This is a genomic window from Streptomyces sp. NPDC090025 (genome assembly GCF_044748125.1).
In the GTDB taxonomy this organism is placed as follows: domain Bacteria; phylum Actinomycetota; class Actinomycetes; order Streptomycetales; family Streptomycetaceae; genus Streptomyces.
This window is the reverse complement of the sequence record NZ_JBIVFL010000021.1, coordinates 83,260-104,805: the sequence shown is the minus strand read 5'-3', so window position 1 is coordinate 104,805 and position 21,546 is coordinate 83,260. Positions and strand designations below refer to the sequence as shown.

The following is a 21,546-nucleotide window of genomic DNA, read 5'->3' as shown; positions in this document are numbered from 1 at the left end:
TCTTGGGGCGGACCACCGACCCCGTCGTGCCGACCGGGGCTCCGACCGGGGCTCCGGCCGGGGCCACGTCGGTTCTCGTCGTCGGCGGCAGCGGCTTCCTCGGTGGTGAACTGATCCGCCGGGCTGCCGACTCGGGGTGGGCCACCGCCGCGACCTACGCCACCCGGCCCGGTGTCGCGGCCGGTGCCGCGGCCACCGTCGACTGGCACCGCCTCGACCTGCGGGACGCCGATGAGGTCGACACCGTCCTGGCCGCCGTACAGCCCGACGTCGTCATCAACACGTCGAGCGGGGGCGCCGACTGGGCCGTCACCGCCGAGGGCCCCGTCCGGCTCGCGGTCGCCGCCGCCCGCCACCGCATCCGCCTGGTCCACCTTTCCAGCGACGCGGTGTTCTCCGGACGGGCCTCGCCGTACGACGAGTCGTGCCCGCTCGACCCCGTCACCCCCTACGGGGCGGCCAAGGCCGCGGCCGAGACCGGCATCCTCGTCGTCCATCCCGCCGCCGCCGTGGTCCGCACGTCGCTGATCATCGGCCATGGGCGCTCGGAGCACGAGCGCCTCGTCCACGACCTCGCCGCCGGAACCAGGGCAGGCGCCCTCTACACCGACGACATCCGCTGCCCCGTCCACGTCACCGACCTGGCCGAGGCCCTGCTCGAACTGGCCGCGTCCGACGCGGCGGGCGTGCACCACCTCGCGGGCCCCGACGCCCTCAGCCGGTACGAACTCGGCACCCTCATCGCCCGCAGGGACGGCCTGGCCGCGGCGCGCCTCCCGTCCGCTCTTCGTGCCCACAGCCCGCTGCCCGGCGCGCTCGACGTACGCCTGGACAGCACGGCGACCCTGCGGACGCTGCGCTCGACCCTGCGCGGAGCACGCGAGTTCCTGAACGGCCCGGGCCCGTCACCGGGCTGAACGACCGTTGGGGCCGGTCATCACCGGCCGTACGTGCCGCGACACAGGGCGGGGACCCCGTACGGGATCTGGACGCGTTCGGCCTCACGGCAGAGCGCACGCAGATCGCCCGCCGTGGAGGCCGGTCGTGGCGCGACCGTTCGCTTCGGCACGGCCGCCGGCTTCGGCCGGGGCTTCTTCGCCGACCGCGGCTTGTCGGCGGACCGCTGCGCGTGACCGGGCGGGTGGGCCGGGGAGGCGTCGACGGCGGGAGGGCGAGCGGTGGCGCGGGGTGTTCCGGCCGGTGACGGGGCCGCGCTGGCGGGGTCGGTGGGGTCGGTGAGGGCGAGGGCTTCGCGGGGCGCGTCCTGGGTGGGCGGCGGCCAGGCGGAGGGGAGCGGGGTGGGCGGCCGGTCGTCGTGCGGGGCGAGTTCGACGGCGGGTCGTGTGGTGCGGGGCGGGAGTTCGGGTACGGCGACGCAGCCGGTGACGGTGGCGGTCACGGCGAGGAGGAGCACGGCTGTCGCGAGGATCGGGCGCGGGCGCATGGATCTCACGATGGCGCAGGCGGGCCGGTACGGGGGCGAGGTCGGGGTGAGGTCCATGCGCACGGGTGACGGGGGCGCCCTGCGGGGCCGTGGGGGAGCGGCCCCCGGCCCCCGACCGTCGGTCAGTGCGCGGTGACCGAGTACGCGGGGAGCGGGCGGTTGCCGTCGGGCAGGGCGATCGCCCTGAGGGTGTCGGCCTGGCTCAGGACGAGGTGACGGACCGGATCCGGGAGCCCGGACAGGGCGTCCGCCGGGGCCGAGGGGTCGGGGCCGATCAGGTCGAGGCACGCGGCGATCTCCCAGTCGCCGTCCTGGAGTCCGTCGGTGACGACCGGCCCGCCGCCGTCCACGGTCCAGCCGGTCTCGGGGAGCAGGCGCAGCAGCGCCTCGTGGGAGAAGGGGGTGCGGACGTTGCCCTGGCCGTGCGATCCGGCGGCCTCGATCTGGCCCTGGACCAGCACGGCGAGCAGGTGCGCGAGCTGGTCCCCGGACGTCGGTGTCAGGTCCCACTCGGTGAACCACAGGCGCCGCGCCCACGGCCGTACCCGGACCAGGGTGTCCCGCAACTGCCCGAGCGAGCTGAAGTACCAGGAGCTGTGGGTGAGCACCACATGATCGAAGGCGTGCTTCGGGAAGTCGACCGCCGGGTCGAGGACGTCGGTGCCGAAGCGGAAGTCGATACGGGGCCCGAGGGGGCCCGCTTCCAGCCGCGCGGCGGACTCTCCGAGCGTGACCGGTGCCCCGTACGAGGGGTCGGCCACGTCGACGGCCACCACGCGCCCCTCCGGCCCGACCGCCTCCGCGAGGACGGCGGTCATGTCGCCCTGACCGCAGCCCAGTTCGAGCACGGTGGCACCCGCCTCGATGCCCCAGCCCGCCACGAGCGCGGCGCGGTGGCGGGTCTGGGCGAGCTGGCTGTCCGGGCTGTGGTCGGCGGCGGCCATACCGGCGGCGAGCGAGGGAGCCTTGGCGTGGAGATCGGAGTGGTTCACAGAGTCCTTGGTGATCCGAGAGGCGGGCGTGGGGGTGGATGCGCGCCGATGGTACGAGACGTACGGGCGGCGGCGCCTCCGAGTTCTCGTTGGACCTGTGGACTCACCGATCCCGTGGACTCACTGATCCCGTGGAGAGGGCGGCCCCACGTGTCGCCCCGTGGGCCGCGCGGGCGACCGGTCCCACCCGGCCTCAGGCCGACGGCGCCAACCGCTCCGCCAACGCCCGCTCGTCCGTCACGAACCAGAGCTGTGTGCCCCGGTTGGACTCGCGGACGAAGTCCCGCAGGGCCGAACTGGCCTCCAGATGCCGGGAGATGTCCCCGACCACGGCGAGCCCGAGCCGGTAGTTGGCGAACTTCTGGACGATGTCCCCGGCCAGCTTCGTACGCAGCCGGAAGAAGTCGTCGCCGAACCGCTCGACCGGCACCGCCGCCCAGGAGGCACCGGCGTACGAGCCTTCGCCGATCACGTCCAGCGCGTCCCGCTCACCCAGCAGCGGCGGACCTTCCGCCGCGCAGAAGAAGACGGGCGTGCCGTGGATGTCGCGCACGGTGTTGGTCACTTCATGCCTCCGATCATGGCGTCGAGCACCTTCAGCAGGTCGGCGGTGAGGTCGAGATCGCCGAGGATGACGAACTTGAGCGCGTCCCGGTCCGGATCGAAGACGGCCTCGACCCGCAGTCGGCTTCCGGAGGCACCGACGGACCCGGACCCGGCTCCCGGCCCGGCTCCCGACCCGAACCCGAAGGCGCCTTCGGCTCCGGCCCCAGCCCCAGCCCCGCCCCGCTCCCGTTCGTGCCGCCCCAGCTGGGTGGCCATGATCGCGTTCGCGATCCGGTCGGCGGTGTGCCGGTCCACCCCGTCGATCTGCACGACGGTCGACGCGTCGGCGCGCGGCGCCCGGACCGTCGGCGCCGCCGCGGGCGCCGGAGCGGACGCGGCGGGCAGCACCGCCGGTGTGGCGGTGAACGCCTCCAGGTCCGCCGCGGCGATCCGGTACTGGCGCCCGACACGGGTGGCCGGAAGTCGACCGTCCCGGACGTAACCCCGAACGGTCTTCACATGCAGATCGAGCAGTTCGGCGACCTGCTCCACCGTGTAGAAGCGCTCCACCATGCTCATGCGCCCGGCCTCGATCCTCTTACTGCCTCTTACCCTTACCTTCCCTTACGGCGCTCAATCTACCACCTTGAGAGATCGATAGGGAACTCTAGGGGAGATAAAGGGAAGCAAGGGAAGGTGCAGGGCGTTAAGGTGAGGGAACGAGGACAGGGAGAGGGGGGATCAGAGCGTGGCCGGGCTCGTTCCGTACGCGTCGATGTGGGTCTGGGTGAGGGTGTTGCCCGAGCTGTCGACCAGCTCCGCGCGCAGCGACACCGTCCCGCCGGGCCCCGGCGCCGCCACCGCGAACCGGCCGCCGACCACCGGCGCCACGGACCAGCGGACCCCGCCGTCCGTCGACACCCGCACCGTCAGCGACCGCACCCCCGGCCCCATCCCCATCCCCGGCCCTGTCCCTGTCCCTGACCCCGACCGCGCCGCCGCGCCCCGCACCGCCACCGGCACATAGTGGGTGCGGCCCGGGGCCGCCGTGCCGTCCGGGGCCAGCGGCGGGGTGAACCGTACGACGCTGAGCGGGAGTTCGACGGGCGACCGGGTCGTCGCCGACAGGAAGGACCAGCAGGCGGTGACGGTACCCACCGGCCGTGCTGCGGTGGCGGTGAGCCGGTACGCGGCGCGCCCCGGCGGCACCGTGAACGTGGCCAGCCCCGGGTCACCGTCGTGGCTCGCGAGCAGCTTCCCGTCACGGTGCAGCGTCGTCCGGGCCGAGCGGTGCGGCGGCGCGGTCGGCAGATGTCCGTCGCCGTCCGCGAGCAGCGGCAGCGCGAGCTCCAGGGTGTCGCCGGTACGGACGCCCGGCGGCCGGGCGTCGGGGGACGGGTCGAGCGCGGGCCCGAAGACCGGGGCGTCGAAGGTGTGCACGACGGTGCGCCCCGCCGGGACCGTGATCCCGCGCACGAAGTACCGGTTGGGCTCCTTCGGCTCCTCCGACTCCGGGTCCTCCATCGGCGCCGTGTACGTGACGTCCCAGTCCCCGCGCTCCGGCGAGACCATGATCGTCGTCGCGCCCGGCACACGCATCGCCTGGCCGAACCCGGGCGTCGCCCCCACCTGCGGCGTGCAGTCGACCAGGCCGTAGCCGGGCCCGCCGGGCGGCGCGACGGCGCGCACGACCAGCGTGCCCAGCTCGGCCGGCTCCGGACGCCGGACGATCCCGGTCCAGGTCCGGTCGGACGTGAGCACGTCCGCGATCACGTACGTGGTCCGGTCGCCCTTCCAGTACGCGTCGACCCACGAACGCACCGAACCCGGCTCGGCCGCCGGACCCAGGTGCGCCATCCGGGTGTTCGGGTTCGTGTGCACCAGATTGGCGGTCGTGCGCCGGCCGCCGTACGTCACCTCCACGAACACCCCGCCGATCTGCATCTGCGCCGTCGGGTCCGGCGGCCGGACGTCGATCTGCCGGGCGGTGCGGGCATCGACCACGACGGTCATGTCCCGGTCGAGGTCGAGGCGCGGCCGCACCATCCAGTCGGTGCCGATGATCTCCGCGCCCGCCGCGTCGTACGCGGCGATGGAGCTGTCGAACAGGTAACGGCCCCTGGGCAGCCGGAGGGTGACGGTGCCCGAGGGGTCGTGGGGCTTGCGCAGCACGCCCGCGTCCGGCCCTTCGAGCGCGGCGAGCCGGACGGTGTACGCGCCGGTCGGCGCACCGGCGCGGTCGAGATGGACGAGCGTCAACGCGTACGTGTCGGGCTCGGCGCCCGAGCGGGCGGCGGCGGTGCCCGGGGCGGGGGCAGGGGCGGCGTGGGCGGTCGCGGCGGCGACCGTGGGCAGGACGGTGCCCGCCGTGGCGAGGGCGAGGCCGCGCAGGACGGTGCGGCGGTGCGTCGGAGAAACGTTCATGACCTGCACTGGGCGCACGGGCGGCCCGCGTTCCCGTGACCTGCGCCACACCGGGGCCCCCTGTCGGTGCCCTTTCGTGGCGCGGCGGCGGCGAGTGTGGCGCGGGTCACGGGAACCCGGGCGAACCCACGCCCAGTACCTCATGTGGAACCAGACATGAGAGATCGTTTCCGGGCGGGCGACCCAGCCGCGCTCGGCGAGGCGTACGACGAGCACGCGGACGTGCTGTACCGGTACGCGCTGCGCGTCGGCGGCGACCCGGCGGCCGCCGAGGACGTGGTGTCCGCCACCCTGCTCGAAGCCTGGCGCTGCCGCGGCAGCCTCCGGCCCGACGGCGGCAGCCTGCGCCCCTGGCTGCTCGGCATCGCCACCAACATCCTGCGCGGGTCGGCGCGCGAGGCCCGCCGCCGCGACGCCGCCTTCGCCCGCCTCGCCGACCGGGGCGTGCTGCCGGACCCCGCCGACGACATCGTCGGCCGCCTCCACACCACCGAACAACTCGCCGCCGCCCGCGCCGCCCTGAAGCGGCTGCGGCGCCGCGACCGCGAGGTCTTCGCCCTGGTGATCTGGGCGGGCCTCGACTACGCCGCCGCGGCGGAGGCCCTGTCCATCCCGGTCGGCACGGTCCGCTCCCGGCTCTCCCGGGCGCGCGAACGGCTCCGGTCCCTGGCGGACGCCGAACTGCGGGCGAGCCGCGCGTCCCGCGCGCAGCGCGCGGGACAGGCGGCCCCGGTCCCTGGCCCGGTCCCTGGCCCGGTCCCTGGCCCGGTCCCTGGCCCGGTCCCTGGCCCGGTCCCGCCGAGTGCGCGAGGCGGAGCACCGGGCCGCGGCGGGGACGTCAGCGCGGACGTCAGCGGGGAGTTCGGCCCGGATTCCGGTCCCTGCCTCGGTATCGACCTCGGTGCGGACCTCGGTGCGGACTTTGGTACGGACACCGGTACGGGCCTCGGCGTCGGTCGCGGCGCGGACCGCGACGCCCGCCCGGCCGCAGGGCTCGGCTCCGATCCCCGGGCCGCCCTCGGTACGCGTCCCCACGCTCACCTCGGTACGGGTCCGCGCGCGGACCCGCGCACCGTCCGGAGCGCCGCACCGGCCGCCATCACCACCCCCGCCCCCACCCCCTGCTCCGTCCGCCCCCTTCCCGTCCCGGAGGACTCGCTGTGAACCGCCCCCTCGACGGCTTCGACGGCCTCGACAGCCCCGGCGCCCGCGACGACGCCCGGCTGCGCGCCGATCTCACGGAGCTGCTGCCCGCGCCCACCGTGCCCGGTCTGACCGCGCCGCGCCGACAGGCCCTGCGCCGTACCGTCCTGACGACCGCTCGGAGCCGTACGGCTCGGAGCCGTACCGCTCGCCGTACCGCACCCTTCCGCGTCGGCTTCGCGGTCCCCGCGCTCGCCGGTGCGCTGGCCGTCGCGGTGGTCGCCGTGGCGGCGACGGGGGAGTCGCCCGTGCCGCCGGGATCGGCGGCGACCACACCCGCCGCGGAACCGGCCGCGGGGCTTCTCGCCCGGGCGGCGCACGCCGCCGCCGCGGCGCCCGCGCCGGTCGTCCCGCCGGGCGGCTACGTCTACATCGAGAGCCTGGTCGCGCACGCCGCCCGGGCGGCCGACAGCACGGGACCCGCGACGCCGGGGTCGCCGCACCGACGCCAGGTGTGGCTGTCCGCCGACGGCACCCAGGAGGGGCTGTTGCGCGAGGAGGGGGCGCCGGACAGCCCGTTGGACGTGTCCGGGCCCGTCGAGGTGATCGACCACCGGGGCGCGACCCCGAGGCCGAGCACCATGGGCCCCGGCGCGCCGTCGATCGACCGGCCGACCCACGCCTACGTGGCCGCGCTGCCCACCGACCCCGACACACTGCTCGGCCTGATCCGGGACCGGACCCGCCCGACCGGTGCCACCTCCGGTGTCACCCCCACGACCACGCCGGACGGCGGTGACCCGCAGCAGCGGGCCTTCACCGCCATCGGCACGCTGCTCGCCGAGACCTGGGCGCCGCCGAAGGTGACCGCCGCGCTGTTCGAAGCGGCGGCCCGGATCCCCGGCACGACGGTGCTGCCCGCCGTGCGGGACGCGGCGGGGCGCGAGGGCGTGGCCGTGGCCCGTACCGGGCGCGACGGCGCACAGACCCAGTGGATCTTCGACCGGCACTCGTCCGCCTTCCTCGGCGAACGCACCGTTCTCACGCGCGCCACGGCGGCGGGCCCGGCCGGCACCGTCCTCGGCAGCACCGCCGTCCTCACCAAGGCGGCGGCCACCCGCCCGGGCGCGACCCCCACGCCGCCCCGGTCCTGAGCCGGTGAGCGGGACCGTCGTACCCCGTACCCCGTACCCCGTACCCCGGGCCCCCCGCCCGGCGACCGGCCCGCCGGGGCCGGGGCCACTGCTCAAGCCCCGCCCCGGCCCCGCCGGGCTCCCGCTCAGACCGCCCCGCCCGGCCACACCGTGACGTCGAGCGTCATGTACGTACTGGGCGAACTCTCCGCCGAGAAGCCCCGCACCGTCACCATGCCCATGTGCCCCGACCCGGTGATGACGCACAGCTGGCGTCCCGGGGACAGCTTGTCGAGGTACACCTGGCCGGTGAAGCGGGTGTCCGCGCGGCAGACCGCGAGCGAGCCCTCCTGGCTCGGGTCGAGCAGCACCAGATGGCCGCCCGTGCTCTCGGCGTCCAGGTAGCCGCCGGTGTCGTAGGACAGGTCGTAGCCGCCGTCCTCGCCGTCCTGCGGGCGCATGCCGGTGTCGCTGAGCGTGAGGTGGTATCCGGCCGGGAGGTTGATGCTCCGGTACGCGCGGGGCGCGGCCGCGGGCTTCACCGAGGGCTTGGCGGACGACGCCGTACCGCCCGTACCGCTCCCGCCGGAACCGTTGCCGCTCGCGGTACCGCCCGAACCGGTCCGGTCGCCGGGCGTGTTGTCCTTGCTCGCCGCGTTCCCCGTGCCGTCGTCCTTCGTCGCGACGTACGCCGCCGTCGCCCCGCCGACACCGAAGACGAGCGCGGCGGCCAGCCCCACGAGCAGCGTGCGCCGACCGGAGCCGCTCCCGTTGCCGGGCTTCCGGCCGCCCGTCGGCGGCTGTCCCGGCGCCTGCGGGAACGGGGTCGGATAGCCGGTCGGGGAGGTCGGATAGCCGGACGGGTACCCGGTCGGGGCCCCACCCGGATAGCCGGTCGGATGCGGATTCAGGCCCTGATTCGGGCCCTGATTCGGGCCCTGATGGAGCCCCGGGTTCGGGGTCGGGTTCTGGTACGGGCCGGGCTGGGGGACCACCGTCGGGTAACCGCCGCCCACGCCCTGGGTCGGCGCGTAGGGGTGCTGCGGGTGCGGGGGAGCGGGCGGCACGGCGGGTCCCGAAGGGCCGGGGGCCGCCGTCGGCGCGTGACCGGCGGGCGCGGTCGCGGGAGGAGTCGCGGGGGCCACGGGACTCGCGGGCGCCGTGGGCGGGGCGGCAGGCGCCACCGATGCGGCCGGGGCGATCGTGGGCGCGGAGATCGGGGGCGGCGGCGCCTGCACCGGCGCCGGGATCGCCACGCGCGCGGTGATCTCGGCGGACACGGCGCTCGGGAGCCAGTCCTCCGGGCGGCGCAGCACGGTCGCGGCGTTCGCCGCCTGGCAGAGCCGGATCACCTCGGCGACCGACGGCCGGTCCGCCGGGTCCTTCGCGAGGCAGCGGCTCACCAGCTCGGTCAGCCGCTCCGGGACCGTGCTCAGATCGGGCTGCTCATGGACGATCCGGTAGAGGATGCCGTGCCCGGTGCCCTCGCCGAACGCGGGCAGCCCGCTCGCCGCGTACGCCGCGACCTGGCCGAGCGCGAACACGTCGGTGGCCGGGGTGACCCGGCTGCCCGCGGCCTGCTCCGGCGCCATGAAGGCGGGCGTGCCGATGGTGACACCGCTGCCCGTCAGCGAGGTCGCGTCGGCGGCGTGCGCGATGCCGAAGTCGATGACGCGCGGGCCGTCGGAGGCCAGCAGCACGTTGGACGGCTTGAGGTCACGGTGCACGAGCCCCGCGCCGTGGATCACCTGAAGCGCCTCGGCCATGCCCGCGACCAGCAGCAGCACGGTCTCGACCGGCAGCGCCCCGTGCGCGACGACCGCGTCGGCGAGCGACGGGCCCGGCACGTACGCGGTCGCGAGCCAGGGCCGGGTGCCCTCGGCGTCGGCGTCGATGACGGGCGCGGTGAAGAGCCCCTGCACCCGCTGCGCCGCCCGCACCTCCAGCGCGAACCGGCGCCGGAACTCCGCGTCCTCGCCGAATTCCGGCCTGATCACCTTGATGGCGACGGCGCGCCCGCCGGGGGTGTACGAGAGGTACACCTTTCCCATGCCACCCGCGCCCAGGCGGGCGGCGAGGCGGTATCCGGCGACGGTCGTCGGGTCGTCCGCGGCGAGCGGCTGGAAGACCGCCGGATCCTCGGCGGCGTGTCCTGGTTGCTGACCACTCATCAATTCGCTCTCCCCGTACGGAACTGTGGCTCCCGCTTTCTCGCCCGGCACCCTATCGGCTGCGGGTGACCGCCGTGACCACGCGCCGGAGCCCCCGCCCCGGCCCCTCCCGTACGCGCGAAGGGCACGACCCGGGCCTGTGCGCGGCCCCCGTACCGGCGATCGCGGTGGGTGACCGCACGCGCACCCACCGATGTCCTCCGAGGGGCGGGAATGAGCCACCGGGTGCCACTGTTACATCCACCGAGGCTGACATGCCCGAGTCAATCAGATCCGGTGGTGGCAGCCGGAAGGAGCACCATGTCCCGTTCCACCCAGCGCCCCGTGGTCACCCTCCGCTCCACGGCCGGCACCGGCGTCACCTATGTGACCCGCAAGAACCGCCAGAACGACCCCGACCGCCTGGTCCTGCGCAAGTTCGACCCGGTCCTCGGCGCGCACGTCGAGTTCCGCGAGCAGCGCTGACCGCTCGGCCGTTCCGCCGAGCGGTCCCCAGGACCACGACTCGGGACACGATGGGAAGGAAGCACGAGATGAAGGTACGCAACTCCCTGCGCTCCCTGAAGGCGCGGCCCGGTTCGCAGGTGGTCCGCCGCAAGGGCAGGGTCTTCGTCCTGAACAAGAAGGACCCGCGCATGAAGGCCCGCCAGGGCTGACGCGGACCGCACGGCGGCGGCACGCCGTGACCGCATGACCTGATCGGGTCCCGGCCCCGTCCGCGCCGAGCGGACGGGGCCGGAGCGCTGATACCTTCGGCGCCCGAGCAGCCGCCCCCGGAGAGCCGATGCGATGCCCGATCCCCGACATGACCCCGTGGCCGAATCCCGACCCCCGCTCATGACCGATCCCACGCCCGATCCCCGACCTGATTCCCGGTCCGCTCCTGCGCCCGACCCCCGGCCCGGTTCCGACCCCCAGACCCGCTCCGTCGTACGGCTCGTCCGCGCGGTCCTGGCCGACCAGGCCCTCGGGGCCTGTCTGCACGGCTCCGCCGTCCTCGGCGGGCTGCGCCCGCACAGCGACATCGACGTCCTGGTCGTCGCCCGTCGCGGTCTCACCCCCGGCGAACGCCGGGACCTCACCCGCGGGTTGCTCGCGCTGTCCGGCGCCGAGGCGCACGGCGGCCCCGCCCGTCCCGTCGAACTGATCGTGGTCGCCGCCGAAGCGGTCCGGCCCTGGCGCTACCCGCCGGTCTGCGACTACCTGTACGGCGAGTGGCTGCGCGCGGAGTACGAGCGGGACGACATGCCGTCGCCCGAGGCGATGCCGGACCTCGCGCCGCTCGTCACCATGGCCCGCGCCGCGAACACGGCCCTCTTCGGCCCGCCGCCCGTCACCCTGCTCGACCCGGTCCCCGTCGCCGACCTCCGGCGGGCGATCCGGCACGGCGTCCCCGGACTCATGGCCGACCTCGACACCGACACCCGCAACGTCCTGCTGACCCTCGCCCGGATCTGGTCGACCCTCGCGACCGGTCTGATCCGCCCCAAGGACGAGGCCGCCACCTGGGCTCTCGCCCATCTCCCGGCCGCCGAGCATCCGGTCCTGGCCCACGCCCGGGCCGTCTACCGGGGCGAGGCCACCGAGAACTGGACCCCGCTCCGAGGCGGCGTACGCCCCCACGCCGAACTGCTCCTGGAACGGATCAGCGGGTTCGCCGACTGAGCCGCCCGGACCCGGACGGCGGCCAGGGCCGCAGCACCAGGAGTGTGTCCTCCACGGCGGCCGCCATCGCGAAGGGGAAGCGGTCGAGCTCGACGCAGAGGGCGACGTCGTCGGGGTGGACGCCTTCGCGGACTCCCTCCGCCAGTTCCCTCGCCGCCCGTGACGCGGCGGCGCGGTCCAGGAACGGAGCCGCCTCGGCCGCCGGGTCACCGGCACCGCCGCGGGCGGCCCGCCCGGCGATGTACTGCGCGCACGCCAGATCCTCGTCCGCCCGGCCGTCCTCGCCGGTGACCACGAACGTGACCTGGCGAGCTGCGCCGACCTGACTGCCCTGGCCGGCCGCCTCGGCCCGGTGGTTCCGCACCACCCGCGCCGTCGCCTCCGCCACCGCGAAGCTCGCGCACAGGACGAGCGGGGCGTCCTTCACGGCCAGGGCGCCGACCGTCCCCGCCGTGGTCTTCTGCACCACTGTCCGGCCCGCGAGGTCGAGCGACCGCACCAGGCCCGGCGAGTTGACGGTGTCGAACCCGGGCGCGGACGGGCCGTCCTTCAGGGCCACCCAGTCGGGGTGGCGGGCCTTGAGCGCCAGGACCTCGTCGAGGGACTCGGCGAGGACGATCCGCTCGGCGCCGCGGCCGAAGGCCCACGCGGCCACGGTGAAGGCGCGCATGACGTCGACGACCACCGCCACGGAGGGCGACTCGCCGTGTTCCGCGCGCTCGATGACCTCGGGAATGCTGAGGAAACGGGACTCCATCGGATCATGATGCGGCGCGAACCGCCCGCCCCGCCGCCCCTTTTCGCGGGCCGTACGCCGCCCGTACGCCGCCCTCGCGCCGTACGCGGACCCCGTCCCGTACGACACCGGCCCGCCCCGTACGGCCATCCCCGCCCCCGCATTGGTCTGGACCTTGCGGGGCGGGGGCGGCAAGCTCGGCGCATGGACTTGGAGTTGCGGCATCTGAAGACGATCCGGGCCATCGCGGACGCGGGCAGCCTCACCCGGGCCGCCACCGCGCTCGGGCTCGCCCAGCCCGCGCTCAGCGCGCAGCTCAAGCGGATCGAACGGGCCCTCGGCGGGGCGCTGTTCGAGCGAGGCCGGGACGGGGTGCGGGTGACCGCGCTCGGGGACCTGGTCCTGGACCGGGCCCGGGTGGTGCTGCCCGCCGTCTGCGAACTCCAGGAGGAGGCCGTGCGGTTCGCCCGCGAGGGTGCTGCGGGCTACCGGCTCGGCGGCACCCACGGACCCCTCCTCGGCGGGCTCGTCGACCGCCTGGCCGCCGCCCCGGCACACCCCGAAGGCCCGGCGGGACCGGCACGGCCCGGCGGCGCGCCCGTCACCACGTACACCTCCTGGTCCGAACGCGAGATCGCCGGTGGGGTGGCCGCCGGGCGGCTCGACTTCGCGCTCGTCGGGGCGTGCGGCGAGAGCGCCCCGCCCGAGGCCGGACGGCTCGCCTGGACCGAGGTCGCCCGCGATCCGGTGTACGTGATGCTCGCCGCCGACCACCCGCTCGCGCCCCGCGCCGAGATCGACCTCGCCGCGCTCGCCGACGCCTCCTGGACCGACGTGCCCGGCGACGGCTGCTTCGGCGACTGCTTCGCCGCCGCCTGCGTGCGGGCCGGGTTCACCCCGCTGTGCGTGTACGAGACGGACACCGCGTCCTGTGTGCACCTGGTCCAGGTGGGCCGGGCCGTCGGGCTCTGCCGGGCCACCTTCCCCGCCACCCCCGGCCTGGTCACCCGGCCCCTCGTCGGCACCCCGCTGATCTGGCGCCATCTGCTCGGCTGGCACCCGGAGGGGCGCGCCGCGGGCCGGGCCGCCGATGTCCTCGCGCACGCCCGCGCCGCGCACGCCGAGGCACTGGCCCGCAGCGCCGCCCGCACCCCGGTCGCCGGGCCATAACGCGAGGGCAGGGGCGGACTGACAACTCCCGTACCGGCCAAGGGATTTCTACGGTGTGAGCGACGCGTCCCCACGCGTCGGCACCCCCACGAAACCGAGGAGACCCGTATGCTCCGACGCTCCGTCCGCGCGGTCGGCACCGCGCTGGCCGCCGCCGGACTCGCCCTGACCGCCGCCCAGGCCGTCCCCGCCAGCGCCGCCCCGGCCGCCCCCGCCCCGACCACCGCGCGGCAGACCCCGGCCGCCGAGACCCTCCGCACCGCCGCCGCCTCGCCCGAACTGCTCGCGGCGATGGGCCGCGACCTGGGCCTGGACCGTACCCAGGCGCTCAGCCGCCTCGCCCACGAGGCCGAGGCCGGGGCCACCGCCGCCCGGGTCCGTCAGCACCTCGGCGGCACCTTCGCGGGCGCCTGGGTCGACGGCGCCGAGTCGGCGACCCTCACGGTCGCCACCACCCGCGCCGCCGACCTGCCCGCGATCCGCGCGACCGGCGCCCGGGCCCGGCTCGTCGGCCACAGCCTCACCGCCCTGGAGCGCGCCCAGGCCACCCTGGACCGGGCCGCGGGCGTCGACGCGCCCGTGCGGTACGTCGACGTCAGGACCAACCGCATCGTCGTCGAGGAGAGCCGCCCGGGCGCGGCGGCCCGGCTGCTCGCCGCCACCGGCGTGCCGCGCGCGCTGGTGACCGTCGTCCGCACCGCGGCGGCGCCCCGCCCGCTGTACGACCTGCGCGGCGGCGACGCGTACTACATGGGCGGCGGCCGCTGTTCGGTCGGCTTCCCGGTCACCCGCGGCACCACCCAGGGCTTCGCCACGGCCGGGCACTGCGGCCGGGCGGGCACCGCCACCACCGGCTTCAACCAGGTCGCCCAGGGCACCTTCCAGGCGTCGGTCTTCCCCGGCAACGACATGGCCTGGGTCGCCGCCAACAGCAGCTGGACCGCCACCCCGTACGTCAAGGGCTCCGGTGGGAACGTCCAGGTCACCGGCTCGGTGCTGCAGCCCGTCGGCGCCTCGGTCTGCCGCTCGGGCTCCACCACCGGCTGGCACTGCGGCACCGTCCAGCAGCACAACACCAGCGTCACCTACCCGGAGGGCACCATCTCCGGGGTCACCCGGACCACGGTCTGCGCCGAGCCGGGCGACTCGGGCGGCTCGTACATCTCCGGCAGCCAGGCGCAGGGCGTCACCTCCGGCGGCTCCGGCAACTGCTCCAGCGGCGGTACGACCTTCTTCCAGCCGCTCAACCCGATCCTGCAGAACTACGGTCTGACCCTGCGCACCACCGGCTCCGACCCCGGCCCGGGCCCCGGCCCCGGCGACCCCGAGCCCGGCGGCACCTGGAAGGCGGGCACCGTCTACCAGTCCGGCGCGACCGTCACGTACGGCGGCGCGAGCTACCGCTGTCTCCAGGGCCACCAGGCGCAGACCGGCTGGGAACCCCCGAACGTACCGGCGCTCTGGCAGCGCCTCTGACCTGCCCCGCCCCACCCGGGGCGACCCACCGACGGCGGCCGGGATCCCACCCCGGCCGCCGTTCGGCGTGCCCGCCCACTAGTTTCAACTCCCTTTGCTTTCCGGCCCCTTGCGCCGATCCGGACGCGGACCATACGCTCCGGGCCTCAAGTTAGGAAGCTTTCCTAACTGTTTTTCGGCCAAGGAATCCCCCCGTCCGCACCTTCGAACACGGGAACCGCCCGAGAAAGTGGAGTGACATGTCCCCCACGAACAACGCACTCCGGCGCCACCGCACCGCCGCCCTCGTCGCCGCCGCCGCGACCGGGCTCCTGCTCCCCGCCCTGACCGGTCTCGTCCCCAGCGCCAGCGCCGCCGCCGGGAACCTCGCCCAGGGCCGTCCCGTCACCACCTCGTCGAACGAGACCAGCTCGCTCGCCGGGGCCAAGGCCGTCGACGGGTCGACCACCACCCGCTGGGCCAGCACCGAAGGCGTCGACAACCAGTGGCTCCGGGTCGACCTCGGCGCGGGCACCGCCGTCAAGCGGGTCGTCCTCAAGTGGGAGGCCGCCTACGCCAAGGCGTACCGCGTCGAACTGTCCGACGACGGCTCCACCTGGCGCCAGGTCTACGCCACCACCACCGGCGACGGCGGCACCGACGACCTCGCCGTCGACGGCACCGGCCGTTACCTCCGCGTCTTCGGCACCAAGCGCGCCACCGCGTACGGCTACTCGCTCTACGAGGTCGAGGCGTACGGCACCGGCGGCACCACCCCGCCGCCGTCCTCGGGCGTCAACCTGGACGACCCGAAGAAGAAGGAGGTCGCCATGAAGCTGGTCTCCTCCTTCGAGAACTCCTCGCTGGACTGGCGCGCCCAGTTCTCCTACATCGAGGACATCGGCGACGGCCGCGGCTACACCGCCGGCATCGTCGGCTTCTGCTCCGGCACCGGCGACATGCTCGACCTGGTCGAGCGCTACACCGCCAAGAAGCCCGGCAATCCGCTGGCCTCCTACCTGCCGGCGCTGCGCCGCGTCGACGGGACCGACTCCCACGAGGGCCTCGACCCCGGCTTCGTCAACGCCTGGCGCCAGGCCGCCCAGGACTCCGTCTTCCAGCAGACCCAGGAGTCGGAGCGCGACCGCGTCTACTTCAACCCGGCGCTCGCCCAGGCCAAGGCCGACGGCCTGCGCGCGCTCGGCCAGTTCGCGTACTACGACGCGGCCGTCATGCACGGCGAGGACGGCTTCCGCTCGATCCGCTCGGTCGCCCTGTCCCGCGCCACCCCGCCGTCCCGCGGCGGCGACGAGAAGGCGTACCTGAAGGCGTTCCTCGACGCGCGTGAGGAGGAGATGCGCAAGGAGGAGGCGCACAGCGACACCACCCGGGTCAGCACCGCCCAGCGCCGCTTCCTGAACGAGAACAACCTGGACCTCAACACGCCGCTGCACTGGAGCGTGTACGGGGAAACGTTCTCGATCACCAGCTGAGCCGGTCGGCCGACCGGCCGGCTCAGCCGGTCGGCCGGTGATCCGGTGAGTCCGTTCCCCGGGGGCCGATGGCCGGTGGGGCCTCGGCGGCCCCCGGGGACGCGGGCGCGGTACGGCGCGATCCGACGGCGCAGTGGGCATGGGGTGGTCCGGCCGTCGGCGCGCACCGCGCCCCTCGTGGGGGCCGCACCCGGCCCGCCGTACGCGGAATCGCTCCGACCGCGCACGGCGACCGGGGGCGGCCCCCACCGCGCTTCCCCCGGGCCCGCGCGCATCAGCGCCAGGCCGGATGCCCCTCGGGCAGGCCGCCGGTCGTCAGCCGCCGTTCGCCCGTGCCGTCCGCGCGGACCGCCCACACCACCGGGCTCTCGTACGGCCCCCGCACGAACGCCAGCCAGCGCCCGTCGGCCGACCACGCCGGATCCATCTCGTGCGCCTCCGTCCCGACCAGCGGCCGGTCGTTCCCGCCGTCCGTGCCCACCAGCCGGATGTCCCCCTTGGACGGATCCGTGTACCCGCCCGCCGTGTACGCGAAGGTGCGCCCGTCCGGCGACCAGACCGGGTCGAGCGCTTGGTGCGGCAGCCTGGTGACCAGGACCGGGGCCTCGTCCGGCGCCGCCGGGTCGACCGTGTGGATCTGCCAGGTGCCCGGTCCGCGGGTCTCCAGACAGACGGCGATCCGGCCGCCGTCCGGGGACCACGCCGGATCCTCCACCCGGCCCGTGCCGTGCGTCAGCTGCCGCGCCGAGCCGTCCGCCACCGTCACCTCGAACAACTGCTGCACGCCGTCCCGCGTCCGCAGCACCGCGAGCCGTGTGCCGTCCGGCGACCACGACACCCGGCCGCCCGCGATCGTCGCGATCCGCCGCGCCCCCGAGCCGTCCGCGCGCGCCGTCCACACCGCGGCCCCGCCCCCGGGTGCCACCCGGGTGAACGCGAACGACTTCCGGTCCGGCGCCCATTGGGGGAGCACGTCACAGCTGCCGGAGGGCAGCAGCCGGCGCGGGGTGTCCTGCGCTGCGGGCCGCAGCGCGATCACGCCGTGGCACTCGCGCGGCCAGCCGGGCGCGGTGTCCTGCCGGACGAGCAGCGGCGCCGTCGGGAACGCCGCGGGCTCCGCCCCACGGGCCGTCCCCGTGGCCTTGCCCTTGCCCGCCCCCGGACCACCGCTCGTCCCGGACTCCCCCTCCCACGGCCGCAGCGCCACCACGGTCACCGCCACCGCCGCGACCACCGACAGCGCGCCGAGCGCGAGCAGCCGCCGCCGACGCCCGGGCGGGGTCGGGTGCGGCGCGGTGGCCGCCCCGGGCGTGGCCTCGGGCAGCGGCGCGGTCTCCGGTTCCGGTTCCGGCTCCGGTACGGGGAGGGGTGCCGGCTCCGGTACGGGGGCGGGGCGGGGTTCCCGTACGGGATCCGGCGCGTCCTCCCGTACCGGCTCGGGCACCTCGGCCACCAGGAGCGTCGCCGGGTCCGGCGGCCAGGCGCCGTCCGGCGGGTGGTGGACCGTCAGCCGGGCCAGGAAGGCGGTGGGGGTGGGCCGCTGGGCCGGGTCCTTGGCGAGGCAGGCGGCGACCAGCGGGCGCAGCGCGTCCGGCACCGGTTCGAGGTCGGGCTCCTCGTGGACCACCCGGTACGGCCAGGCCGCCGACGAGGCGTCGCCGAACGGTGCCGCACCCGCCGCCTGGCACAGCACGACACCGAGCGCGAACATGTCGACGGCGGGGGTGACGGCACCGCCGGTCAGCTGCTCGGGCGCCAGGAAGCCGGGCGTGCCGACCTGGAAACCGGCCTGGGTGAGGGCCGGGTCGGCCCCGTCGAGGGCCCGGGCGATGCCGAAGTCGATGACCCGGGGACCGTCCTCGGCGACCACGATGTTCGCCGGTTTCAGGTCCCGGTGGATCACCCCGGCCCGGTGGATCGCCTCCAGGGCCTCGGCGAGCCCGGCGGCGAGCACGGTCAGCGTCGGGAGCGGCAGCGCGCCGAGCTCGTCGAGCACCGTGCGCAGGGTCGGTCCCGGCACGTACGCCGTCACCAGCCAGGCCGGGCGGGCGTCGGGGTCGGCGTCGACCACCGGCGCGGTGTGGAAGCCGCCGACCCGGCGCGCGGCGGCCACCTCACGGGCGAACCGGCGCAGGAAGGCGGGGTCGGTGCCCAGTTCGGGCCTGACCACCTTGACGGCCACCGCCCGGCCGGACCGCGACCGGCCCAGGTACACGACGCCCATGCCGCCCTGGCCGAGCCGCCCCACCAGCCGGTATCTGCCGTCGCCGACGGATTCCGGATCCCCTGCCTCCAGCGGCCTCATGGTGCCCCCTCGCAAGACGAACCGCGCGGGGCGCTCACCCCGTGCAGGGATCTCCTACCAGCCGGGCGGTGCTCCGGTCGAGCACCGCCGCGTCGGGGGTGAGGACGACGGCCGGGCGGCGAGCCGTTCCCGGACCGCCGTCACCCGGCCCGCCGAGCTCGTGCTCAGCCGAGCTCGTGCTCCTCCCAGGTCTCGTCGTCCGGGTCGTACTCGGTCTGCGCGGACTCCCAGGTGGCGGAGGCCAGCTCCACACCGGGGACGTTGCCGAGCAGCGCGACCGGGTCGACGAAGTGGGCGAGGGAACCGGAGGGGTCGATGTCGATGGCCTCCAGGGCCTCGGCACGCTCCTCGTCGTCCATGTAGGTGTCGTCCTTGACCTGCGTCAGGGCGGCGGCCTTGAGGGCCTGCTCATCGGTGATCTCGGCGATGAGCTCGATGTTCACGCGCACGTAGCGCGGGGCGGACTCGTCGGAAGCGGCGTCGGAAGGGTGCTCGAAAGTGCTCACCCCGGAAGCTTAGGGGACCTCACCGACAGAGCCGTCCAGCCCTTCGGGCAGTGCCCGGGCGACCACTCCCTGTGGCCGTTCCTGGTGCCCGCCGGAGGCGAGGATCCGTACCTCGGCCCGGTCGCTGATCTCCGCCCGGATGATGCCGGTGGGGTCCGCGTAGACGGGGTGCCCGCCGGGTCCGGTGGCCGGGGTGCGCGCGACGACGACCGCGTCGCGGGCCGCGCCCGCGCCGTCCGAGAAGACCAGTTCGTACCGACGTACGCTCATCGGACCAGTTTACGTCCGCGGGCCCGGCCCCACCCGGCCCGCACCGGCCGTTCCGGCGGCCGCCGGCTCAGTGCTCGTCCGTCACCGCGTCCACCAGGGCCGCCAGGGCCATGCCGAGCGTGCGCACGCCCGGGCCCGCCGGGCCGCCCGGTTCGGTCATGTAGCCGTCCCGCCGGAGCTCCACCATCAGCGCGCTCACCCGGGCGTCGTGCCCGTAGTGCGCGAGCGGCACGTACGTCCCGGCGAACGGGCTGTCCGTGCCCACCCCGCCGAACCCGGCGAAGGCCCGGCGTGCGGCGGCCAGCAGCTCCGGCGGGGTGTGGAAGGCGTCCGTGCCCAGGCACACCGGCGGCCGCTCGCCGTCGCCGTGCAGCTCGTACGGCAGCGGCGCGGTCGGGTAGGAGTGGACGTCCACGACGACCGCGCGGCCGGTCGCCGCGAGCCGGTCCGCGACGGCCCGGGTCATCGCCTCCGCGTACGGCTCGAAGTAGCGCGCGACGAGCGGTGCCGGGTCGAACCCGGCCGGGCGCAGCTCGGCGCGGTGCGAGGTCCGGGTGTACACCGCGCCCATCCCGGCCGCGAGCATCTCCTCGCGCTCGTCCGGGAAGCGTTCCGGGTCGACGACGAGACGCGAGCGCTGGTTGACGAACCGCCAGGGCGCGGTGGTGGCCGACGCCGCCGCCACGGCGGCGATCTCGGCCGTGTGGGAGTCCGTCATGTGGTCCAGTTCGCGCGCGAGTTCGGCGTCCCCGAGCAGGATCCCGGCCCGCACCTCGGGCGGCACCACCCGTGAGGAGTGCGGCACATGGAGCAGCACGGGGGAGTCCGGGTTCCCGGCGAGCACGGCGAACGGCGCGCCGTGCTCGTCGCGTGTGTCGTCCCGGACGCCGTCGTGGCGGGCGTCGGTCATGGGGGCGGACTCCTCGGGCCGGTCGGTGAGATGTGGAAACTGCGACGGGGTGGGGCGGGACTTTCCGGAGACGACCTAGGGGAGCCGGTGGCCGCGGGCGGCGATCCAGAGGCGGTACCACTCCTCGTGCCCGAGCCGGGCGGTGCCGCGCGCGGTGCCCGCGTCGTCGTCGGTGGCGGCGTCCCGGCAGGCGCGGATCCGCTCCGGATCGGTGGTGCCGATGACCGGGACGATCCGGGCGGGGTGCCGCTGCAGCCAGCCGAGCACGACCGACTCCGGCGTGGTGCCCTTGGCCTTGGCGAACTCGGCGACGAGCGTGGCCGTCTCGTGGTCGGCGGCGGTCTCCTGGCGCCCGGTGTAGCGGCCCTTGGCCAGCGGCCCCCATGCCTGGAGCCGCACCCCGTGCCGTACGCAGTGCTCCACGGTGCCGGTGGGGAAGCCCACGGCGGCCGACTCGGGGGTGTCGACGAGGACGCCGTCCTCGACCCAGTCGCGGCGGTGCAGGCTCATCTCCAGCTGGTTGGCGACCAGCGGGAGCCCGAGGTGGTGCTGGAGCAGCGCGATCTGGGCGGCGTTCATGTTGGAGACGCCGAACCGGCGCACCAGGCCCTGCCGGTGCAGGGACTCCAGGGCCTCGGCGATCTCGGCCGGGTCGGCGAGCGGGTCGGGCCGGTGCAGCAGGAGCAGATCGAGGTGGTCGGTGCGCAGCCGGGTCAGGCTGTCCTCGACCCGGCGCAGGATGGTCGGCCCGCGCAGGTCGTACAGGCCGGGCAGGTCGCCCTCGGCCTGCCGGATGCCGCACTTCGACTGGAGGGTGATCCGCTCGCGCAGGCCGGGGGTGCGGGCGAGCACCTCGCCGAAGACGGACTCCGCCTTGCCCTTGCGGTAGATGTCGGCGTGGTCGAAGGTGCTGATGCCGCTCTCCAGGGCCGCCTGGATCGCCGCCTCGGCGGTGTCGATGTCGCCGGGGGAGTAGGGCGCGGTGTCCCAGGTCCCGCCCAGGCCCATGCAGCCGAGGATCACGCGGTCGTCGGCGGAGCCGGTACGTTCGTTCGTCTCGGTCGAGGTCACGGGGTCACCCTGCCACAGGCGGCGACGGGGCAGGGGCGCGAGGGCGGGCGGGTTCCCGCCGCGCGTCGGGGCGGCGGGGCAGGGCGCGGACGGGGGCCGAGGGGGCCGGTCG

20 protein-coding genes and 2 pseudogenes are annotated in these 21,546 nt (G+C 75.5%); 10 read left to right on the top strand and 12 right to left on the bottom strand.

Annotated features, from left to right (window positions below):
* The first annotated feature begins 26 nt into the window (after positions 1 to 26).
* Positions 27 to 917: an SDR family oxidoreductase gene (locus tag ACIPXM_RS33385; protein ID WP_401663316.1), complete on the top strand. Its 891-nt coding sequence runs from the start codon at positions 27 to 29 to the stop codon at positions 915 to 917.
* Between the two features lie 20 nt (positions 918 to 937).
* On the opposite strand, the gene ACIPXM_RS33380 is transcribed toward ACIPXM_RS33385, so the two are convergent.
* From ACIPXM_RS33380 to ACIPXM_RS33360, 5 genes are all read right to left on the bottom strand, one after another.
* Positions 938 to 1,444 (bottom strand): hypothetical protein, encoded by a 507-nt coding sequence (locus tag ACIPXM_RS33380; protein WP_401663314.1) that lies wholly within the window; start codon positions 1,442 to 1,444, stop codon positions 938 to 940.
* Positions 1,445 to 1,566: 122 nt separating this feature from the next.
* Entirely contained in the window at positions 1,567 to 2,436 is an 870-nt protein-coding gene (locus ACIPXM_RS33375; protein ID WP_401663312.1) for a class I SAM-dependent methyltransferase, read from the bottom strand.
* 193 nt (positions 2,437 to 2,629) lie between these two features.
* On the bottom strand, positions 2,630 to 3,001 hold the full coding sequence (locus ACIPXM_RS33370) for a DUF4180 domain-containing protein (protein ID WP_401663310.1): 372 nt from the start codon (positions 2,999 to 3,001) through the stop codon (positions 2,630 to 2,632).
* Positions 2,998 to 3,561: a helix-turn-helix domain-containing protein gene (locus ACIPXM_RS33365; protein ID WP_401663306.1), complete on the bottom strand. Its 564-nt coding sequence runs from the start codon at positions 3,559 to 3,561 to the stop codon at positions 2,998 to 3,000. Before ACIPXM_RS33365 ends, ACIPXM_RS33370 begins: the two co-directional genes overlap by 4 nt.
* A 162-nt stretch (positions 3,562 to 3,723) precedes the next feature.
* A complete protein-coding gene (locus ACIPXM_RS33360; protein WP_401663304.1) occupies positions 3,724 to 5,406 on the bottom strand; it encodes a serine protease in 1,683 nt (560 codons plus the stop codon).
* A gap of 156 nt (positions 5,407 to 5,562) precedes the next feature.
* Here ACIPXM_RS33360 and ACIPXM_RS33355 point away from each other — a divergent pair, with 156 nt between their 5' ends.
* Positions 5,563 to 6,570 carry an RNA polymerase sigma factor gene (locus tag ACIPXM_RS33355; protein ID WP_401663301.1) on the top strand — a complete coding sequence of 336 codons (1,008 nt, stop codon included), beginning with the start codon at positions 5,563 to 5,565 and terminating at the stop codon, positions 6,568 to 6,570.
* Complete coding sequence (locus tag ACIPXM_RS33350; protein ID WP_401663298.1) at positions 6,567 to 7,703, top strand: CU044_5270 family protein; 1,137 nt, start codon at positions 6,567 to 6,569, stop codon at positions 7,701 to 7,703. The genes ACIPXM_RS33355 and ACIPXM_RS33350 overlap by 4 nt, the downstream gene beginning before the upstream one ends.
* Positions 7,704 to 7,828: 125 nt before the next feature.
* Here ACIPXM_RS33350 and ACIPXM_RS33345 read toward each other — a convergent pair whose 3' ends face one another.
* On the bottom strand, positions 7,829 to 9,853 hold the full coding sequence (locus ACIPXM_RS33345) for a protein kinase (RefSeq protein ID WP_401663296.1): 2,025 nt from the start codon (positions 9,851 to 9,853) through the stop codon (positions 7,829 to 7,831).
* A gap of 300 nt (positions 9,854 to 10,153) precedes the next feature.
* Here ACIPXM_RS33345 and rpmG point away from each other — a divergent pair, with 300 nt between their 5' ends.
* The 3 genes from rpmG to ACIPXM_RS33330 all read left to right on the top strand — a co-directional run bounded on the left by rpmG (position 10,154) and on the right by ACIPXM_RS33330 (position 11,518).
* Positions 10,154 to 10,318 (top strand): 50S ribosomal protein L33, encoded by a 165-nt coding sequence (rpmG, locus tag ACIPXM_RS33340; protein ID WP_401663294.1) that lies wholly within the window; start codon positions 10,154 to 10,156, stop codon positions 10,316 to 10,318.
* Positions 10,319 to 10,386: 68 nt separating this feature from the next.
* Positions 10,387 to 10,509: a type B 50S ribosomal protein L36 gene (gene ykgO, locus ACIPXM_RS33335; protein WP_401663292.1), complete on the top strand. Its 123-nt coding sequence runs from the start codon at positions 10,387 to 10,389 to the stop codon at positions 10,507 to 10,509.
* Between the two features lie 181 nt (positions 10,510 to 10,690).
* Complete coding sequence (locus ACIPXM_RS33330) at positions 10,691 to 11,518, top strand: aminoglycoside adenylyltransferase family protein (protein ID WP_401663290.1); 828 nt, start codon at positions 10,691 to 10,693, stop codon at positions 11,516 to 11,518.
* Here the strand turns inward: ACIPXM_RS33330 and ACIPXM_RS33325 are convergent.
* Positions 11,499 to 12,275: a 2-phosphosulfolactate phosphatase gene (locus tag ACIPXM_RS33325; RefSeq protein WP_401663288.1), complete on the bottom strand. Its 777-nt coding sequence runs from the start codon at positions 12,273 to 12,275 to the stop codon at positions 11,499 to 11,501. The two genes, ACIPXM_RS33330 and ACIPXM_RS33325, sit on opposite strands and share 20 nt — an antisense overlap.
* Positions 12,276 to 12,458: 183 nt before the next feature.
* Between ACIPXM_RS33325 and ACIPXM_RS33320 the strand changes: the two genes are divergently transcribed.
* From ACIPXM_RS33320 to ACIPXM_RS33305, 4 genes and pseudogenes are all read left to right on the top strand, one after another.
* On the top strand, positions 12,459 to 13,424 hold the full coding sequence (locus ACIPXM_RS33320; RefSeq protein WP_401663286.1) for a LysR family transcriptional regulator: 966 nt from the start codon (positions 12,459 to 12,461) through the stop codon (positions 13,422 to 13,424).
* Positions 13,425 to 13,532: 108 nt separating this feature from the next.
* Positions 13,533 to 14,900, top strand: a complete 1,368-nt coding sequence (locus ACIPXM_RS33315; protein WP_401663284.1) for a carbohydrate-binding protein — start codon at positions 13,533 to 13,535, stop codon at positions 14,898 to 14,900.
* 239 nt (positions 14,901 to 15,139) lie between these two features.
* Positions 15,140 to 15,565 (top strand): annotated as a pseudogene (locus tag ACIPXM_RS33310) (discoidin domain-containing protein); the annotation flags it as partial.
* 105 nt (positions 15,566 to 15,670) lie between these two features.
* A pseudogene (locus ACIPXM_RS33305) lies at positions 15,671 to 16,372 on the top strand (chitosanase); the annotation flags it as partial.
* A 274-nt stretch (positions 16,373 to 16,646) separates the two neighbouring features.
* Here ACIPXM_RS33305 and ACIPXM_RS33300 read toward each other — a convergent pair.
* The 5 genes from ACIPXM_RS33300 to ACIPXM_RS33280 all read right to left on the bottom strand — a co-directional run bounded on the left by ACIPXM_RS33300 (position 16,647) and on the right by ACIPXM_RS33280 (position 21,434).
* On the bottom strand, positions 16,647 to 18,677 hold the full coding sequence (locus tag ACIPXM_RS33300; protein ID WP_401663281.1) for a protein kinase: 2,031 nt from the start codon (positions 18,675 to 18,677) through the stop codon (positions 16,647 to 16,649).
* A 164-nt stretch (positions 18,678 to 18,841) separates the two neighbouring features.
* Entirely contained in the window at positions 18,842 to 19,183 is a 342-nt protein-coding gene (locus tag ACIPXM_RS33295) for a hypothetical protein (protein WP_401663279.1), read from the bottom strand.
* Positions 19,184 to 19,192: 9 nt separating this feature from the next.
* The gene (locus ACIPXM_RS33290; protein WP_401663275.1) at positions 19,193 to 19,453 is read right to left on the bottom strand and encodes a DUF6296 family protein; all 261 of its coding nucleotides are present in this window, start codon (positions 19,451 to 19,453) and stop codon (positions 19,193 to 19,195) included.
* Between the two features lie 67 nt (positions 19,454 to 19,520).
* Entirely contained in the window at positions 19,521 to 20,363 is an 843-nt protein-coding gene (locus tag ACIPXM_RS33285; protein WP_401663272.1) for an N-formylglutamate amidohydrolase, read from the bottom strand.
* 75 nt (positions 20,364 to 20,438) lie between these two features.
* The gene (locus ACIPXM_RS33280) at positions 20,439 to 21,434 is read right to left on the bottom strand and encodes an aldo/keto reductase family oxidoreductase (RefSeq protein ID WP_401663269.1); all 996 of its coding nucleotides are present in this window, start codon (positions 21,432 to 21,434) and stop codon (positions 20,439 to 20,441) included.
* Positions 21,435 to 21,546 lie beyond the last annotated feature (112 nt).

Coding starts and splice junctions, on each gene's coding strand:
- ACIPXM_RS33330 (WP_401663290.1), top strand. CDS start 10,691: ATGACCGATCCCACGCCCGATCCCCGACCTGATTCCCGGTCCGCTCCT.
- ACIPXM_RS33325 (WP_401663288.1), bottom strand. CDS start 12,275: ATGGAGTCCCGTTTCCTCAGCATTCCCGAGGTCATCGAGCGCGCGGAA.
- ACIPXM_RS33360 (WP_401663304.1), bottom strand. CDS start 5,406: ATGAACGTTTCTCCGACGCACCGCCGCACCGTCCTGCGCGGCCTCGCC.
- rpmG (WP_401663294.1), top strand. CDS start 10,154: ATGTCCCGTTCCACCCAGCGCCCCGTGGTCACCCTCCGCTCCACGGCC.
- ykgO (WP_401663292.1), top strand. CDS start 10,387: ATGAAGGTACGCAACTCCCTGCGCTCCCTGAAGGCGCGGCCCGGTTCG.
- ACIPXM_RS33345 (WP_401663296.1), bottom strand. CDS start 9,853: ATGAGTGGTCAGCAACCAGGACACGCCGCCGAGGATCCGGCGGTCTTC.
- ACIPXM_RS33365 (WP_401663306.1), bottom strand. CDS start 3,561: ATGAGCATGGTGGAGCGCTTCTACACGGTGGAGCAGGTCGCCGAACTG.
- ACIPXM_RS33285 (WP_401663272.1), bottom strand. CDS start 20,363: ATGACCGACGCCCGCCACGACGGCGTCCGGGACGACACACGCGACGAG.
- ACIPXM_RS33315 (WP_401663284.1), top strand. CDS start 13,533: ATGCTCCGACGCTCCGTCCGCGCGGTCGGCACCGCGCTGGCCGCCGCC.
- ACIPXM_RS33355 (WP_401663301.1), top strand. CDS start 5,563: ATGAGAGATCGTTTCCGGGCGGGCGACCCAGCCGCGCTCGGCGAGGCG.
- ACIPXM_RS33320 (WP_401663286.1), top strand. CDS start 12,459: ATGGACTTGGAGTTGCGGCATCTGAAGACGATCCGGGCCATCGCGGAC.
- ACIPXM_RS33300 (WP_401663281.1), bottom strand. CDS start 18,677: ATGAGGCCGCTGGAGGCAGGGGATCCGGAATCCGTCGGCGACGGCAGA.
- ACIPXM_RS33290 (WP_401663275.1), bottom strand. CDS start 19,453: ATGAGCGTACGTCGGTACGAACTGGTCTTCTCGGACGGCGCGGGCGCG.
- ACIPXM_RS33380 (WP_401663314.1), bottom strand. CDS start 1,444: ATGCGCCCGCGCCCGATCCTCGCGACAGCCGTGCTCCTCCTCGCCGTG.